At 60.7% G+C, this 16779-nt stretch carries 16 protein-coding genes; 7 read left to right on the top strand and 9 right to left on the bottom strand.

The genetic code is table 11. The features are described 5' to 3' along the window. Positions 1-210: 210 nt before the first annotated feature. A complete protein-coding gene (locus tag CD58_RS19660; RefSeq protein ID WP_025214697.1) occupies positions 211-720 on the bottom strand; it encodes a DUF1993 domain-containing protein in 510 nt (169 codons plus the stop codon). Between the two features lie 131 nt (positions 721-851). Here CD58_RS19660 and CD58_RS19665 point away from each other — a divergent pair, with 131 nt between their 5' ends. Then, positions 852-1499 carry a YceH family protein gene (locus tag CD58_RS19665; RefSeq protein WP_025214698.1) on the top strand — a complete coding sequence of 216 codons (648 nt, stop codon included), beginning with the start codon at positions 852-854 and terminating at the stop codon, positions 1497-1499. A gap of 7 nt (positions 1500-1506) precedes the next feature. Here CD58_RS19665 and CD58_RS19670 read toward each other — a convergent pair whose 3' ends face one another. Further along, positions 1507-2325: a shikimate 5-dehydrogenase gene (locus tag CD58_RS19670; protein WP_025214699.1), complete on the bottom strand. Its 819-nt coding sequence runs from the start codon at positions 2323-2325 to the stop codon at positions 1507-1509. 258 nt (positions 2326-2583) lie between these two features. Between CD58_RS19670 and CD58_RS19675 the strand changes: the two genes are divergently transcribed. Continuing rightward, complete coding sequence (locus CD58_RS19675) at positions 2584-2934, top strand: hypothetical protein (RefSeq protein ID WP_025214700.1); 351 nt, start codon at positions 2584-2586, stop codon at positions 2932-2934. A gap of 87 nt (positions 2935-3021) precedes the next feature. Here the strand turns inward: CD58_RS19675 and CD58_RS19680 are convergent, their stop codons facing one another. The 5 genes from CD58_RS19680 to CD58_RS19700 all read right to left on the bottom strand — a co-directional run bounded on the left by CD58_RS19680 (position 3022) and on the right by CD58_RS19700 (position 10741). Beyond that, positions 3022-4542: a nucleobase:cation symporter-2 family protein gene (locus CD58_RS19680; RefSeq protein ID WP_025214701.1), complete on the bottom strand. Its 1521-nt coding sequence runs from the start codon at positions 4540-4542 to the stop codon at positions 3022-3024. 134 nt (positions 4543-4676) lie between these two features. Further along, positions 4677-5501, bottom strand: a complete 825-nt coding sequence (locus CD58_RS19685; protein WP_025214702.1) for an arylamine N-acetyltransferase family protein — start codon at positions 5499-5501, stop codon at positions 4677-4679. A gap of 113 nt (positions 5502-5614) precedes the next feature. After that, positions 5615-6409 (bottom strand): exodeoxyribonuclease III, encoded by a 795-nt coding sequence (gene xth, locus CD58_RS19690; protein ID WP_025214703.1) that lies wholly within the window; start codon positions 6407-6409, stop codon positions 5615-5617. Positions 6410-6479: 70 nt separating this feature from the next. Continuing rightward, entirely contained in the window at positions 6480-9056 is a 2577-nt protein-coding gene (locus CD58_RS19695) for an EAL domain-containing protein (RefSeq protein ID WP_025214704.1), read from the bottom strand. A 113-nt stretch (positions 9057-9169) separates the two neighbouring features. Then, a complete protein-coding gene (locus CD58_RS19700; RefSeq protein ID WP_025214705.1) occupies positions 9170-10741 on the bottom strand; it encodes a diguanylate cyclase in 1572 nt (523 codons plus the stop codon). Positions 10742-11040: 299 nt separating this feature from the next. Here CD58_RS19700 and chrA point away from each other — a divergent pair, with 299 nt between their 5' ends. After that, the gene (gene chrA, locus CD58_RS19705; RefSeq protein WP_025214706.1) at positions 11041-12399 is read left to right on the top strand and encodes a chromate efflux transporter; all 1359 of its coding nucleotides are present in this window, start codon (positions 11041-11043) and stop codon (positions 12397-12399) included. Here chrA and arsN2 read toward each other — a convergent pair. Continuing rightward, complete coding sequence (gene arsN2 / locus CD58_RS19710; RefSeq protein WP_025214707.1) at positions 12396-12827, bottom strand: arsenic resistance N-acetyltransferase ArsN2; 432 nt, start codon at positions 12825-12827, stop codon at positions 12396-12398. The two genes, chrA and arsN2, sit on opposite strands and share 4 nt — an antisense overlap. A 175-nt stretch (positions 12828-13002) precedes the next feature. Here arsN2 and CD58_RS19715 point away from each other — a divergent pair, with 175 nt between their 5' ends. The 3 genes from CD58_RS19715 (at position 13003) to CD58_RS19725 (ending at position 14181) form a co-directional block, all read left to right on the top strand. Next, entirely contained in the window at positions 13003-13269 is a 267-nt protein-coding gene (locus CD58_RS19715) for a type II toxin-antitoxin system RelE/ParE family toxin (protein WP_049866994.1), read from the top strand. Between the two features lie 2 nt (positions 13270-13271). Beyond that, positions 13272-13559 carry a helix-turn-helix domain-containing protein gene (locus CD58_RS19720; RefSeq protein WP_025214709.1) on the top strand — a complete coding sequence of 96 codons (288 nt, stop codon included), beginning with the start codon at positions 13272-13274 and terminating at the stop codon, positions 13557-13559. Between the two features lie 133 nt (positions 13560-13692). Next, positions 13693-14181: a hypothetical protein gene (locus CD58_RS19725; RefSeq protein ID WP_025214710.1), complete on the top strand. Its 489-nt coding sequence runs from the start codon at positions 13693-13695 to the stop codon at positions 14179-14181. A gap of 32 nt (positions 14182-14213) precedes the next feature. Here CD58_RS19725 and CD58_RS19730 read toward each other — a convergent pair whose 3' ends face one another. Next, complete coding sequence (locus CD58_RS19730) at positions 14214-15239, bottom strand: DeoR family transcriptional regulator (protein ID WP_025214711.1); 1026 nt, start codon at positions 15237-15239, stop codon at positions 14214-14216. 183 nt (positions 15240-15422) lie between these two features. Between CD58_RS19730 and CD58_RS19735 the strand changes: the two genes are divergently transcribed. Then, on the top strand, positions 15423-16574 hold the full coding sequence (locus CD58_RS19735) for an MFS transporter (RefSeq protein ID WP_025214712.1): 1152 nt from the start codon (positions 15423-15425) through the stop codon (positions 16572-16574). The last annotated feature ends 205 nt before the right edge of the window (positions 16575-16779 follow it).

Raw genomic sequence — 16779 nt, forward strand, 5'->3', positions numbered from 1 at the left:
ATCGACCTGCCTCCGGTGGCGTCTGTGACGCCGTCATCGCGAGCAAGCTCCCACATTGGATTTGTGTCTGTCGCAAACCCTGTGGGAGCGGGCTTGCTCGCGATAGCGGTAGATCACTCACAGATGACTAACCAGCTGATCCCATAAACAGCAGCCACAAAAAAGCCCGGAACGGCCCACACCGTTCCGGGCTTTTTCATATCGGCGGGTTTAGAACGCGCCCATGTAGTCGCGCTTGCCCACTTCCACACCGTTGTGACGCAGCAGTGCGTAAGCGGTGGTGACGTGGAAGAAGAACTGCGGCAGGCCATAGGTCAGCAAGTAGTTTTGGCCGGTGAAGCGTTTTTCCTTCGGCGTACCCGGGCGGGTGACGATTTCGATGCCTTCCTTGCCATCGATCTGCTCGGGGCTGATGCCGTCGACGAAGGCCAGCACCTTGGCGATCAGGGCTTGCAGCTCGGCGAAGGTAGTCTCGCTGTCGTCATACTTCGGCACTTCAAGCTCGGCCAGGCGCGCGGACACGCCTTTGGCGAAGTCCACGGCGATCTGCACCTGGCGCACCAACGGGAACATGTCCGGGTACAGGCGGGCTTGCAGGAAGGCGTTCGGGTCGATGTTTTTCGCGCTGGCGTGGGCTTCAGCCTTGTTCAGCACATCACTCAGGGCGTTGAGCATCTGCTTGAAAACCGGGACGGAAGCGGCGTACAGGGAAATAGTCATGGTGATCTCATGCAGGTGGTGGAAAAGGACAAATCAAAACGTGGAGCGATTATAGCCACGGCTGTTGCGCAGCTTGTCTTTTATTGCGCAAGGATTAGGCTAGGCGGCTTCCACAGCATAGGGAACGCGCGATGAGCATAGAAGAACAAAGCCAGGCTCAAGAGCCACGGCTCAACAGCACGGAAATCCGCATCCTCGGCGCGCTGGTCGAGAAGCAGGCCACCAACCCTGAGACCTACCCCCTGACCCTTAACGCCCTGGTACTGGCCTGCAACCAGAAGACCAGCCGTGAACCGGTGATGAACCTTACCCCAGGCCAGGTCGGCCAGAGCCTGCGGGCCCTGGAAGGTCGCGGCTTTACCAAACTGGTAATGGGCAGCCGCGCCGACCGTTGGGAACATCGGATCGAGAAGGCTTTGGAGCTGGTGCCGGCCCAGGTGATTCTGATGGGGCTGCTGTTCCTGCGCGGCCCGCAAACCGTCAATGAACTGCTGACCCGCAGCGGCCGCATGCACGACTTCGAAGATACCGAACAAGTGGTGCATCAGCTTGAACGCCTGATCGCCCGCGGGCTGGCGTTGCTGATACCGCGTCAGGCCGGCCAGCGCGAAGATCGCTATATGCACGCCATGGGCGACCCTGCGGACATCGAGGCAATCCTCGCCGCCCGCCAGCATCCCGTGGAACGCGGTGCCGGCAGCGGCGTGTCCCTGGAGCGCATCGAAGAGCTCGAAGCGCGGATCGCGGCGCTGGAGGAGCGTCTGGCGCGGCTGGAATAACAGCCGTTCAGGACCGGGCGAACGCCACGGCTTTTTCGAATTGCTCCAGGTCTGGCCGCACGCCGGTGTACAGCACGAACTGCTCCAGGGCCTGGATCGCAATCACTTCCAACCCGGTGATGACCCGTTTGCCTTCCGCCCGGGCGCGCATGATCAGTGGCGTCTCGGACGGAATCGCGACGACATCGAACACGGTCTCGGCCGCTGCGATGATGTCGGGCTCGAACGCCAGTTGATCGGCTTCCGGGCCACCGGTCATGCCGATCGGCGTGACATTGATCAGCATCTGTGGCCGTAGCTCACCCAACTCAGCTTGCCACTCGTAACCCAGGGACCCGGCCAGGGCACGTCCGGCCGTTTCATTGCGGGCAACGATCACACCGTTCTTGTAGCCGCCGTCGCGCAAGGCGCTGGCCACGGCCTTGGCCATGCCGCCGCTGCCGCGCAGGGCAAAGGTCGAGTCCTGGGGCACGGCGTGGGTTTGCAGCAACTGGGCGATGGCAATGTAATCGGTGTTGTAGGCCTTCAAATGGCCGTTGGTGTTGACGATGGTGTTAATGGATTGAATCGCCGCGGCGGAAGGATCCAGCTCATCGACCAGGGCAATGCAGGCTTCCTTGAACGGCATCGACACACCGCACCCGCGGATGCCCAAGGCGCGGATCCCCCCGACAGCGCCGGGCAGGTCCTGGCTGCTGAACGCCTTGTAATAGAAATTCAGGCCCAATTGTTCATACAGGTGATTATGAAAGCGCAGGCCGAAATTTCCGGGGCGCCCCGACAGCGACATGCACAGTTGGGTGTCTTTGTTGGGATTGATCTGCATGCTCATCTCCTTGCAGTCACTTTCGGACAGACGGAGTCACCGTCCCGTCAGGTTTTATTCGATGATTCAGCCAAGCCCAGCCAGGCCCCAGGCCAGCCGGGTTGCTCGGCGCGGTAAAGAAATCGGTACAGACCTTACACAATATTTACCCAACGGCGCGGTAAAATCTGGAAAAATCGCTGTCAGAGCAAGTATCCCCGCGACCCTCATTGGGTCTGTTGCAGACCACAGGCGCCGGGGCCGAAACGAGGAACAGCCATGAATCGTAAACTCCCCATAATCGCCCTGCTCATGGGGGCACTCGCGGTCACCGGCCAGGCATCCGCCCATGGTCGTGGTGGTTGGGAGGGTCCCGCAGTGTTTGGTGCCATCGTCGGTTCGGCCATCGTCGGTTCGGCATTGATCAACCGTGATCGACCGGTTTATGTGCAACAACCCGTCTACGTCCAACCGCAACCGGTCTATGTGCAGCAACCGCCACCGGTCTATTACCAGCCCCAGCCGGTGTATGTAGAGCAACCCATCTACTATCGCCCAGCGCCGGTGTATTACGGGCCACCACGGGGCTACTACTACGGCCCACCTCGCGGTCATTACGGTCGCTGGTAACCAGCCACTGCGGTGACGCAAAAAAAGCAGCCTGTGATCGAGGATCACAGGCTGCTTTTTTATTGGACCAGGGTCAGTCTGACTGGATCAGACATGCTCGCTGCTCTTCAGCCGAACCTGACCCTGTCCGATAGGCGCATGGGAAGGTTCCGTCACCACAGGTATCTCGTTGCCATCACAATCGTGCAACTTGCCGTCGCTGAAGTAATCGCCTTCACGCAGCGCGGCCAGGTCCTGGTAGCGCAACACCCGCTCGGTGCCGGCGGCAAAGACTGATTGTTGGTCGGAGTTGCCCGTGGTGAAGTGGTTGAATGCCAGGTTCAGCACGATTGCCATGATGGCCGAGGAACTGATGCCCGAGTGGAAGATCGTCGCGAACCAACTGGGGAAATGATCGTAGAAACTGGGTGCGGCGATAGGAATCATGCCGAAGCCGATCGAGGTGGCGACAATGATCAGGTTCACGTTGTTGCGGTAATCGACTTTCGACAGGGTTCGGATGCCACTGGCGGCAACGGTGCCGAACAGTACGATACCGGCGCCGCCCAGCACGGAGGTTGGCACCGCTGCAATTACCCGGCCCATGAAGGGCAACAGGCCGAGCACCACCAGGAACAGGCCGCCGGTCGCCACCACGAAACGGCTCTTGATTCCGGTCACCGCCACCAGCCCGACGTTCTGGGCAAAGGCACTCTGCGTGAAGGACCCGAAGATCGGCGCGATCATGCTCGACAGCATGTCGGCCCGCAAGCCGTTGCCCAGGCGCCTGGAGTCGACTTTGGTGTCGATGATCTCGCCCACCGCCAGGATGTCGGCGGAGGTCTCCACCAGCGTCACCATGATCACGATGCACATCGAGAGGATCGCAGCGACGTGGAAGGTCGGCATGCCGAAGTGAAAGGGCGTGGGGAAGCCGAACATCGGGCCTTGGCTGACGGAGGAAAAGTCCGCCATGCCCAGGAACACCGCGATGAGCGTGCCGATGACCATCGCCAGCAGAATCGACAACCGGGAGATGGTGGCGTTGCCCATTTTGCTCAATAACAGCACCAGCACCAGCGTGACGGCAGCCAGGCCGATGTTCGCCATGCTGCCGAAATCGGCGGCGTGACTGTTGCCGCCCATTGCCCAGCGTGCCGCCACGGGCATCAGCGTCAGGCCAATAGTAGTGATCACGATGCCGGTGACCAGTGGCGGAAAGAACCGGGTGATTCTCGAGAACACCGGGGTAATCAGCAAACCGATCAAGGACGCGGCGATCACCGCGCCCAGGATGGCCTGGAAGCCCCCCTCTCCGCCGCTGCCGACAATCGCCACCATGGTGGCAACGCCCGAAAACGAAACCCCCTGGACCAGCGGCAGCTGACAACCAAAGAACGGCAGGCCAAGGGTTTGCAACAAGGTCGCCAGGCCCCCTGCAAACAATGACGCCGCAATCAGCAGGCCGATATCCGCCGGTGAAAGCCCGGCCGCCTGGCCGATGATCAACGGCACCGCGACGATACCCCCGTACATGGTCAGTACATGTTGCAGGCCGTAAGCCATATTCGCACCGACGCCGAGGTTTTCATCCTCGGGCCGTGGGAGTGAAACATGGGGCGTTTTCATGGTTCGCAGGTTCCCTGTTTTTTGTTATGGGCACACTGTATTCAAAACTCAGGACAAATGTCCATAGAGTTGTATACAACTTGTTGCCGTTCACGCTTTCAACAGAGGATCAATCTGTTATCAGGAAGCCTGGCTCATGGCTGGAGCAACCCCTCGACTGCGGGCCGCAAGAGCTCCCTGGGGGGGACGCGCAAGCCAAATTCAGTTTCCAGCAGGTCAATCAATTCGTCTGCGTCGTCGATTGTTCGTCGCTCGCTCTCCTGCCCTATCCGGTGGACGGCATAGCTGTTGCCGTTAAGGGTCTTGCGCAGCCCGTCGCCGGTACGGGCCACCATCAACCGGCCCATGAAGGGCGATTCAGGATGGTTGCAGACGTACCAATTGCCGATGGTGTAGTCGATGTCCTGCTGACGCTGCAGATCGAACAGGTACATGGGCCGCCACTCACCGGCGACGTTGGCGCGCAACAGGTAGCCGTCGCCGTTGACCTCGATGCGGTACGGTTCGTGGGGGGTGAACTGGGTGTCTCGGCTGTCCAGCAACAGCGGCGCAGTGGGCACCATGCCGCCGAAGCCCACATCCGTGATGTAGCGCACACCATCGAACATCACCAGGCTGAGGCGGTGCGTCCGAGCAGTCCAGGCGCCCTCGGGGGCATTCATCACCACCCGTCCGGTGATGCCTCGGGCTTCGAAGCCCAGTTCCTGCAACAGCGCCAGGAACAGTTGATTGAGTTCATAGCAATAGCCGCCGCGCCCTTGTTCGAAGACCTTTCGCTCTACCGATTCGAGGTCAATGGGAACGGGCTGACGCAGCAGCGTCGAAAGGGTTTCAAAGGGAAACTCGGCTGTGTGGCGCCATTGAAGTTGACGCAGGGTCTCAAGGGTCGGTGGTGGCGGCGTATCGAAGCCCAGCCGTTGCAGATAACGACCCATATCGCTCAGTCGGGGTTGGCTCATGCGGGTATCCTTTCCTGGTCCAATGCAGGGCTTACAGAAAGCTCGCTGCTGTTGGGCGCCAGGTATAAGGCATTCCTTTTCCAGAGACAATAAGCGACCGGGCGCTGCCTCCCTCAACGGCGCTTTCGCGACGCCAAGCGGATCCACGTGGGGGCATGGTCGCTGGGGTGCGCCTGGTTCCTGACCCAGGCGTCCACGCCGGCCTCACTCAAGTAGGGGCTTGCCACGGGGTTGAGCAGCAGGTGATCGATGCGCAGCCCGGAATTCTTTTGCCAGTGCTGACGGAAATAATCCCAGAAGGTGTAGATCCGCTCTTCTGGATACAGATGGCGCAACGAGTCCGTCCAGCCCTGGTCGAGCAGCCGCTGATAACATTCGCGGCTTTCGGGCTGTAGCAACGCATCCTTGAGCCAGGACCGTGGGTTGTAGATGTCCATGTCGGTGGGCACCACGTTGAAGTCACCGGCCAGCACCACAGGATGATCGCTGGCCTGCAACCCTTGTGCGTAGGCGATGAGCCGTTCGAACCACGCCAGTTTATAGTCGAACTTGGGGCCAGGCTGCGGATTGCCATTGGGCAGGTAGAGGCAGCCCACCAGAACGCCATGCACCGCCGCCTCCAAGTAGCGACTGTGGCTGTCCTCATCACCACCGGGCAGGCCACGGCGACTCTCCAGCGGCTGCGCATCACGGGCGAGAATGGCAACGCCGTTCCAGGACGTCTGCCCGTGCCAGATCGCCCCATACCCCACCGACTCCAGCTCCGCCGCCGGGAAGTCCTTGTCCGCAGCCTTGAGCTCCTGCAAGCAGACGATGTCGGGGGTCTCTCGCTCCAGCCACTCCAGCAGGTTGGGCAACCGCGCCCGGATGCCGTTGATATTGAAGGTCGCGATCCGCAGGTTTTTCATGAAGACAACACTCGAGATACCAAGACATTAGCTGTGACCGACGACAGGTGGCGGTGGTTGCAACGAGTGCTCAGGAACCGGTTTTCGATAAGGGCCGACCGCTCTCCAGCAAATGCGCGAACGCCGCTTTGTCGATCGGTCGGCTGAGGAAATAGCCCTGTACTTCGTGGCATTGGTCCGTGCCCAGCGAGCCGAGCTGGGCCAGGGTTTCCACGCCCTCCGCGGTGACAGTCAACCCCATGGCCTTGCCCAGGTTGATGATCGCCTGCACCACGGCGCGGTCATTGCTGCTGTTACTCATGGACGCAATGAAACGCTTGTCGATCTTGATACCGTCGAATGGGTAGGTGCGCAGATAGCCCAAGGACGAATAGCCGGTACCGAAATCGTCCATGTTCAAACGCACGCCCAATTCCTTCAAGGCATTCATGACCTGAAGGGCGCCGTCCACATCGTTGAGCATTACGTTTTCGGTGATCTCGAGTTCCAGGCGACTGGCCGGAAAATGGGTTTCAATCAATACTTGGCGCACATCCTCTACCACATCGCTGCGCTCGAACTGCGCCGGTGACAGGTTGACCGAAACCATCAGCTCACCCGGCCAGGTCAGTGCGGTTTCGCAGGCCTCGCGCAATACCCAACGCGACAGCGGGACAATCAGGTCGGTTTGCTCCGCCAACGGAATAAAGGCGTCGGGGCCCAACAAGCCTTGGGTCGGATGCTGCCAGCGAACCAATGCCTCGACGGCGACGATCTCCCGACCATCGACCTTGTAGCGCGGTTGGAAATGCAGGACGAACTCGTTTTTCTTCACGGCCTGGCGCAGGTCGCTTTCCAGCTGGCGACGATGCTGGATCTGATCGTTCATCTGCGAAGCGAAATAGCACCAGGTTTTCTTGCCCTCGGACTTGGCCTGGTACAAGGCAATGTCGGCGCAGCGGATCAGTTCGCCGGGGACATAACCCTGGCGGCGGCTCACGGCGATGCCAATGCTGGCGCCAATGTGCAGTGAATGGCTTTCGTAAAGGATCGGTTGCTGCAGGCTGTCGATCAGCCGCCCACAAAAGCGGTCGATCTCAGTGGTGTTCTCCATCCCGTTGAGCACCACCACGAACTCATCCCCGCCCAGGCGCGCCACCAGGTCCTGCTCGCGGGTGCTATCGCGCAGGCGCTGGGCCACTTCCAACAACACCGCGTCACCGGCCGGATGACCGAGGGAATCGTTGATCGGCTTGAAGTTATCCAGATCCACCATCAACAGTGTCAAGGGTGCGGAATGCTCCTTGGCCACCAATGCATCATCCAGGTGCCGCGCCAGTTTGTTGCGGTTCGGCAGGCCGGTCAGCGCATCGTGCAGCGACAGATGTTGAACCTGGGCATGTGCGGCCACTTCGTCGGTGATGTCACTGGCAGTGCCGCGATACCCCACGACCTCGGCCTTGTTACAGATCGGCCGCGCCGACACCCGACAGAAGCGCAATTGCCCGGAATAGTCGCGGTAGGAACAACGCAAGTTGCTGGCGCTCTGTTCTTCCGTCAACTTGCCCAACCACAAGCCAATCGGCGTGGTGTCGCAATACAACAGTTGCTCGATGTCCTGTCCCAGCCATTGCTGATCGGAAAACCCGGTAACCGTACTGAAGCGCCCTGACAAATAGGTGATGTGTTGCTGGCCGTCGATTTCCCAGATCCAGTCGGAGGCTGCTTCGGCCACGGCCCGGAAGCGCTCCTCGCTGGCTTCAAGGGCCTGGGTCGAGGTTTCCAGGCTGTCATAACTGGCGTCCACATGACGTGCCGTGCGAAGGGCGTATCGAAAAAAGTAAGCGGTCAACAGGGCCAAGATCAGCAGTGCGCCACCCAGGGGCGGCACCAGGGACCAGAGCAATTGCTGGCCCGGCCGCTCCAGCCGGGACACCAGGCTGTAGCCAGTGCTGTCCAGGGGTACGGCGGGCTGGCCGGATTGCAGCTCGGTGTCTTTCTGGAGCGTCAAATCGGTCAAGCCGTAGCTCTTGCCCAGTTTGCGCAGTTTGACGGGCGTCAGCCGGTCGACGAACAACAACACCGATGTGCCGTTGGCATCGACCTGAGGGCGTCCGTCATTGGGCAGGATAATCGAGGCGGTCACGACGGCCGGCCAGCCTTCGAACAGGGTGTAGCGCACCGCCGAGACGGTCAGGTCGGGCTGCCTGCGCAACTGATCCACCAGATCCGTCAAAGGCAGGTCCATATAAGTGGCTGCATCCGCCTGGACATTCTGCCCCCGCACCACGGCGTACTTGGTGCGCTCGCGATCAATGACAAACACGCCTTCGTATTCGTCGTTGGTAAACAGGGTCTTGCCCATGTTCTGTTCGGCATAGGCCCATTGCACATCGACTTCACCGTTGAGGTGATCGTAGGCCGTCGTCCAATAGGTATAACTGGTGATGTAGTTTTTCGAGGCCGTAATACGATTCTCGAGGGCACGCTCGGTATAGAAGTGAGTCTTGCGCACATCCTCCGTGTCCAGCTTATCGGCGATGTTGAACAGCGCGGCCACGGCCACCAGAACACCCAGGACAAACAGCCCCGCGACGGCCACCACCAGGCGACGGGTAATGGGGGTGTGACGCGTGGTAGTTGAGGGAGTATCGGCAGTGAAATCCATTGACCTGCTCCTGTCCTGGCTACGCCGGCTTCGAGGAGTAGAACCGCCTCCATTTCGCCAGCGAAGTGTCTGAGCAATGGACCGTTGTCAGGGGCTGATGATTCCAACCAATCTCAACGATCCGAGCGCTCCAGCGCGTCGAGTCCGCTTTCGGTCGACAACGCCGCCACACGGTTGCGGCCGCCATGCTTGGCCTGATAAAGCGCCGCATCGGCCCGCTGGATGAAGACTTCGATGTTGTCCAGGCTGCTGGGCACAAAGGAGTAGCAACCCAGGCTCACCGTCAGGTAACCAGTCGGAGATCCTGCATGGGTGATGTGTTTGTCGATAACCCGGTGACGGATCTGTTCGGCCAACGCCATGGCCCCGTTCAGGTTGGTATCCGGCAACAGCACCGCGAACTCTTCACCGCCGTAACGCACCGCAAGGTCAGCCTTGCGGTGACTGCATTCCTTGAGTACCTGCGCCACTTCCGCCAGGCAATGATCCCCCGCCACGTGCCCGTAGGTGTCGTTGTAGCGCTTGAAAAAATCGATATCGACCATGATCAGGCCCAAGGGGCTGCGCTGGCGGGCGCCTCGACCGAACTCGATGTCCAGGGCCCGTTCGAACAATCGCCGGTTCGCCAGCCCGGTCAGGCTGTCATGGGTGGCAATCAGCTCCAGCGCTTCCTGGGCTTTGCGCAGGTCCGCTTCGATCCGCTCGCTGTTACGCACCTGACGCACGAATACCCAGCCGAACAGGCAAATGCCCAGGACCACCAAGGCCACAATGAGACTGGATTGGAAAGCCCGCTCATACCAGCCCGCCAGGATCGACTCTTCGGACATCGCGGCCGTGACCACCAGCGGATAGGCCTGCAAATGTTGATGGCCATAGAGCCTGACGACGCCGTCGACGGCGGAACGGATGATGGCATTATCGGACGTCCCGGTTACCGAGTCATGCTTGAAAATATGCTCTTCGGCCAGAGGACGGCCGATCCGCGCCTCGTCGAAAGGCCGACGGGCCAACAATGTCCCGTCGGACAACGCCAGGGCCATCTCGCCTTTTTCGTCGAGACTGAAGCTTTTAAAGAACTGATCGAAGTACGACATTTTGATGCCGGCCAGCAGCACGCCCTGGAAGTTGCCGTCCTGATCATTCAAGCGCCGGGAAACCGGGATGATCCATTCGCCATTTTGCCGACTGAGGATCGCCGGACCGATATGTGCGATCAGGGAGGCGTTCTGCTGGTGGAACTTAAAATACTCCCGATCCGCTACCCCTGCCCCCCTGTGCAGGTCTTCAAAGGAGGTAACGACCCAATGACCGTGCTTGTCGAACAGGAACAGGCCATGCAACTGCTCCAGGGACTGCACGCGCCGGGCAAAAGTACTCTGCAAGCGTGATTGCAGCTCGGGGCCGAAACCGTCAATTTGGATCCAATCTGCCAAACTGGCCAGTACCAGATCAGTCTGTAGGAAAGTATCCTGAGCCTGCTGGGACATGGCGCGGGTCAAGTTGGTCGAGGCGACACGAGCCAACTCCAAGTCGTGACGACGGGACTGCTCCAGTTGCAGGTAAAGCAAACCACAGAGGCACAGGCACACCGCCGCAATAAACGTTACCGCCGCTTTGAGCAGGGGCAGGCGTTTCAGGGCACCGCCATGGGCATGGAACGGATCGAAAATGGGGTTAGGCAAGCGAATTCCTGAAGAGGGCAAAGCATGAGCAAATCGCTCAAAGCCCCTTATATCCGTGAGCTTATCCTACCGCTTGTGGGGCGGCAATTTGCCTGTATTGTGCAGCCGATGGGCGGCTGGAGTGGATCCAAAAACCAGCGATCACCCCCCGCAGAAATAACGCTGCCTCACCACGCTGGCGACACCCGATTTCCCCCGCCCCGGCACTGCGTCTTGCCCCTTTTGCCGCCCGGGGGCTATCTAAATTGCGTAACGCCCCATAACGTAGACCGCCCCTGACTGTTAAGCACCCGCCAACCATGAGCCAACCCACCCGAACCGTCGACGAACACCCCCTCGCCCGGCCCTCGGTCGTCAGCCTGCGTGAAGCCTTTTGGTTCTGGCTCAAACTGGGCTTTATCAGCTTCGGCGGCCCGGCGGGACAGATCTCGATCATGCATCAGGAGCTGGTGGAGCGCCGCCGCTGGATTTCCGAGCGACGCTTCCTGCATGCGCTCAATTACTGCATGTTGTTGCCCGGGCCCGAGGCCCAGCAGCTAGCGACCTACCTGGGCTGGTTGATGCACCGCAGCTGGGGCGGGGTCATTGCCGGGACGCTGTTCGTGCTGCCTTCGCTGTTCATTCTCATCACGCTGTCCTGGCTGTACGTCGCCTTCGGCGAAGTGCCGGTGGTGGCGGGAATTTTCTACGGCATCAAGCCGGCCGTGACAGCGATCGTGGTACATGCCGCCCACCGGATCGGCTCCCGCGCGCTCAAGAACAATTGGCTGTGGGCCATCGCCGCCGCGTCGTTCACCGCGATATTTGCCTTCAACGTGCCCTTCCCCCTGATCGTGCTGGGTGCGGCTGTCATCGGTTACCTGGGCGGTCGCTGGGTACCGGAAAAATTCAGCCCGGGCAGTCACGACGCCCAGCACCGGTCCTTCGGCCCGGCACTGATCGACGATGACACCCCGACCCCAGACCATGCCCGATTCAGCACGTCGCGGCTCGCCCAACTGGCGCTCATCGGTGCCGTGTTGTGGACATTGCCAATGGGGGTGCTGACGGCGGTGTTCGGCTGGGAAGGCACACTGACGCAAATGGCCTGGTTCTTCACCAAGGCCGCACTGCTGACCTTTGGTGGCGCCTACGCGGTGTTGCCCTACGTGTATCAGGGCGCCGTGGGACACTTCGGCTGGCTGACGCCGACGCAAATGATCGACGGCCTGGCCTTGGGTGAAACCACGCCCGGGCCGTTGATCATGGTGGTGGCGTTCGTCGGTTTCGTCGGCGGCTACGTGATGCAGGTATTCGGCCCCGAACAGGCCTTTCTCGCCGGCGCCGTAGCGGCCACGCTGGTGACCTGGTTTACGTTCCTGCCTTCGTTCCTGTTCATCCTGGCCGGCGGCCCGCTGGTGGAGTCGACCCACAACGCGCTGAAATTCACCGCACCGCTGACCGCGATTACCGCCGCGGTGGTCGGGGTGATACTCAACCTGGCGTGCTTCTTCGGTTACCACGTGCTCTGGCCCAACGGTTTTGCAGGCGCGCTGGACTGGCCCTCGGCAATCATCGCGATCACCGCAGCCATCGCACTGTTTCGCTACAAACGCGGAGTGATCCAGGTCTTGCTGGCCTGCGGGCTGGCCGGGCTGGCGGTGCACCTGCTGCGCTAGGCGAGGCCCTTGCTCAGATACGTCGCCGAAGCCGGGCACAACGTCTTGAATTGGGCCGTTGCGCTGATCGACGCAGGCGCCAGCGAACGATCTCGTGCCTGATAGCCGTGGGCAGTAAAGAACGCGACGGCGCTGTCGGTGAGCAAATGGAGCCGCACGACCCCTTCGCTTTTCGCAAACGCCTCGAGTGCGCCCAACACCGCCGCGCCAGTGCCTCGCCCCCGCTGGCCCTCGAGGACCACCAGCGAGCGCAGCAACCGGTCGGCACCCCTGCCCTCGATTCCACCAAACGCCACGTCGATGCCGTGTTGGTTGAAGCTGAAAAACCGTCGGCCGGAAAGCGTCAGGTCGTCCACGGGTAGACCGGCCAGGGTCAGCGCGTGGCGCAGCGATTCCAGATATTCGTTGCTCAGTTCGATCATGCGCATAGTCGCTCTGTCCTGTGCCCTAGCCTAATCATCGGGACGATCCCAAATTTGGTAACAACTCACCGGGTGAACCAAGGAGTGAAGTCCAATAGCATTGCCGACTGGTAAGCCAGTGGCGTACATTAGCGATGATTTTATTGAGACTCCAATTTTTACCCGTCGGGCTAAAGAATTGATGAATGACGACGACTTTTCAGCCCTGCAGAACATATTGGTCCGCAACCCTTCGGCTGGCGATGTAATGGAAGCCACCAGTGGGATTCGAAAGATCCGTATCGCGGCAAAGGGCCACGGCAAACGGGGCGGGGCCAGGGTCATTTATTACCACTTTGTGTCTGCTTCGCAGATCGCATTATTGATGATATATCCAAAAAACGAACAGCAAGACTTGACCGTTGATCAACGCAAAGCATTGAAAATGATCATCGAGCACTGGAGATAACCATGAGCAGATTTTTCGATGAGTTGATGGAAAGCGTGCAGCAGATGGACGAAATTATCCGAGGCGAGCGTCAGCCTTCCCGAGAGTTCATCGTCGATGCGTTACAAGTGAAGGAAATACGCAAGGCTACCGGCCTGACTCAAGCCAAGTTTGCAGCATTGATCGACGTCCAACTGGGCACGCTTCGCAACTGGGAACAAGGACGACGTGAGCCAACAGGCCCCGCGAAAGCCCTCTTGCGGGCAATTCATAATGATCCTGAACATGTGATCAACGCCTTGGCGGTTTGAAACCAAGTCAATATGAAGAGAACGCGTGGAAAGGGAGCTTGCTATCGCTCCCACCATCGCCCCATGACCCAGCGCAAATAAACCCAACACCCCATCAGCTAAGCTCAACCTATCATCACGACAGGGAATCGACATGAGCAAGGCAGACGAGCTAGCGGCCAAACTGAGGAAAACCCAGCAGACCCGCGCGGATACCGACAACTGTGCCGACCTGGCAATCGAACATTGGCCCGCCCAAGTCTACGAGTTGTACCGCCAGATCGAAACCTGGCTGGCCCCCGTATGCGAGGCCGGGCTGGACATCCGGCGCAACCCCACTCACGTATTCGAAAGCCATTCCAGCGGTTCGACCTACCACTACGCCATCGATCAATTGGTGATTGAAGGCAACCATCACCGCCTTTCATTCGATCCCATCGCCCGCTTTTCTCCGAAGGGGGATGGGTGCATCGAGGTCCATATGAAAGGGCAAGCACGCTGCATTGTGCGAACACTCGGCGAGCATGGCCAATCTCTGTGGCATCTCCAGACGCTCCGGTCGAGCGGACAACCGCAACCTGAACCGGTGCCCCTGGACGAGGACGCCTTGCTCTTGCTGATCGAGGAAGGCCTGGGGCTTTAACGCCAATGGGCGCCCCTTTAGGTTAATGCCGATCAGCTAACCGACCCGGAACCCTGCGCGGATGGCTCTGGTATGGGTTTGGCCGTGCCGAACAGGCTGACCCGCACCTGCTCATCGCCCTGTTCCTGCAACAGGATCGGCACAATGCCGCCAGGCATCACGACACTCACCGGCCCCGCCTTCACCCAACCCACCCGCCACGCCGCGCAGGCCACGGCGCTGGCGCTGGTGCCCGAGGACGCGGTGGGGCCTTCGCCTCGTTCGAATACCCGGGCAGCGATCCGCCCTTCGGCTTCGAGCCAGGCCCATTGCAGGTTCACACCCATCGCGCACGGAATTCCGGACCCACAGGGAGCGGCGTAAGCGATGCGCGTCAGGGGTTGGGACAACGCCGTAGCCCGCATCTGCGGGTTGCTCGGCAACGCCTCGGCACCCTCCACCAACGTCACGCAGTGAGGGTTACCGATGCTCACGAATTGGCTGTTGCCCCACCCTGGGTTCAACGCCTGCAGCGCGGCGACTCGACTGATATCGCGTTGGTTAAAGGTCACGTTTTCTACGTCGCGGGCGCCAACCGCTTGAGATCCGAATAACGCTTGTCCCAACTCCAGCCAAAAACCCTGCGCCCCCTCGAACCCAGCGGCCCGAACCGACGTTTGCAGAGGGGACAAGCCGTGGGGTTGGTCGTGATGAACCTGTAGCAGACAATCCCGATCGTCCGGTATCAAGCCTTGCTCCAGCAGGGCCTGGGAGAAAATCGTCAGGCCGTTGCCGCTGCGTTCGGCCAGGGTGCCGTCGGTGTTGACGATCAAAACGTCAAAGGGTGGCTCACCCTGGAACGGGCCGATCAACAGTCCGTCACTGCGATGGGCCTTGGCATCCGGCGGCGCTTCGCCCGGCGCCCAGGCGCAAAAGGCGTGCACGGCAGCCACTGCCCAGGATTGACGCGTTTGTGCGGCCCGGGCCGCCGAGTGCGGTAGGTCCACACCGCGGGCACGGACCTGCTGTGGAGAAACGACCGCATAAATATTGCCGCGCGCATCATAAAACTGCGTCATGGACCAAACCCCGGAATCAGCCAGCAGGGCCGGTACTTTATGCTGGCAACGGTTCCGGGAGCAAAGCTTGCTCGCGCGCCCCGCACTTGTGTCGGCACCTTGGGGTCGCGGTGCGGTCAGTGGATATGCAAGCATAGGCCCCTGCCCCGCATCACCGCACCGCGAGAAAACCAAGGACGTTTCATGACTGCCATTACGCCCCCGCCCACCTTTATTCCCGGACGCCTGGAACAGATGTCCACCCGCATCGCGTATCTCATCGCTGGCATCGGCATCGCCGCCTGGGCACCGCTGGTGCCTTACGCCAAGGTGCGGGCGAACCTGGATGAAGGCACCCTCGGGTTGCTGTTGTTGTGCCTCGGCGTGGGCTCGATCCTGGCGATGCCGATTTCCGGCGCCCTTGCCGCGCGATTCGGCTGCCGTCGGGTGCTCAGCGGCGGCACGATCCTGATCTGCCTGGCGTTGCCGCTGCTGGCGACGATGACGTCCCTGCCCTGGCTGGTGGCCGCCCTGTTCTTGTTTGGCGCCGGGCTCGGCACCGTGGACTCGACCGTGAACCTGCAGGCGGTGATCGTCGAGCGCGCCAGTGGCAAGACCATGATGTCGGGCTTCCACGGCATGTTCAGCCTCGGCGGGATCATTGGCGCAGCCGGTGTGAGCGCCTTGCTCGGCCTGGGGCTTTCGCCGCTGGGGGCGACACTGGTGGTCAACGGGGTGCTGCTGGTGGCGTTGTTCAAGGCCGCGCCGCACCTGCTGCCCTACGGCAGTGAAAGCTCAGGACCGGCGTTTGCCATTCCCCATGGCGTGGTGCTGTTTATCGGCATCCTGTGTTTCATCGTATTCCTGGCCGAAGGTGCGGTGCTGGACTGGAGCGCCGTGTTTCTGACCACCGAGCGTGCGGTGGAGACCGCCTATGCCGGTCTGGGTTATGCCGCGTTCGCATTGACCATGACCGTCGGCCGCCTGACGGGCGATTCGGTGGTGCATCGCTTGGGCGCCCGGCGCGTGATCATTTATGGCGGTGCGATCGCTGCGGCCGGGTTCCTGCTGGCGACCTTGGCACCGATGTGGCAAGCGGCGTTGCTGGGGTATGCGTTGGTGGGGGCCGGGTGTTCGAACATCGTGCCGGTGTTGTACACCGCCGTCGGCAAACAGACCCTGATGCCTGAAGCGATCGCCGTACCGGCCATCACCACCATCGGCTATGCCGGCATCCTCGCCGGCCCGGCGCTGATCGGGTTTGTTGCCCATGGCAGCAGTCTGAGCTTTGCGTTTGGGTTGATTGCGCTGTCGCTGGTGGCGGTGGCCGTCAGCGGGAAAGTGTTGAAGGTTTGATGCCTCCGGGGAGCCTTGGCAAGTAAACCTGTGGCGAGGGAGCTTGCTCCCGTTCGGCTGCGAAGCAGTCGTAAACCAGTGGATGCGGTGTGCCTGAGGCGCCGCATTCAGCAGGTTTTGGGGTCGCTTCGCGCCCCAGCGGGAGCAAGCTCCCTCGCCACAGGATTGTATTTCAGCCCCTGGCATTGTGTTCCAAGCCATAGGG

This window comes from Pseudomonas brassicacearum (assembly GCF_000585995.1).
In the GTDB taxonomy this organism is placed as follows: domain Bacteria; phylum Pseudomonadota; class Gammaproteobacteria; order Pseudomonadales; family Pseudomonadaceae; genus Aquipseudomonas; species Aquipseudomonas brassicacearum_A.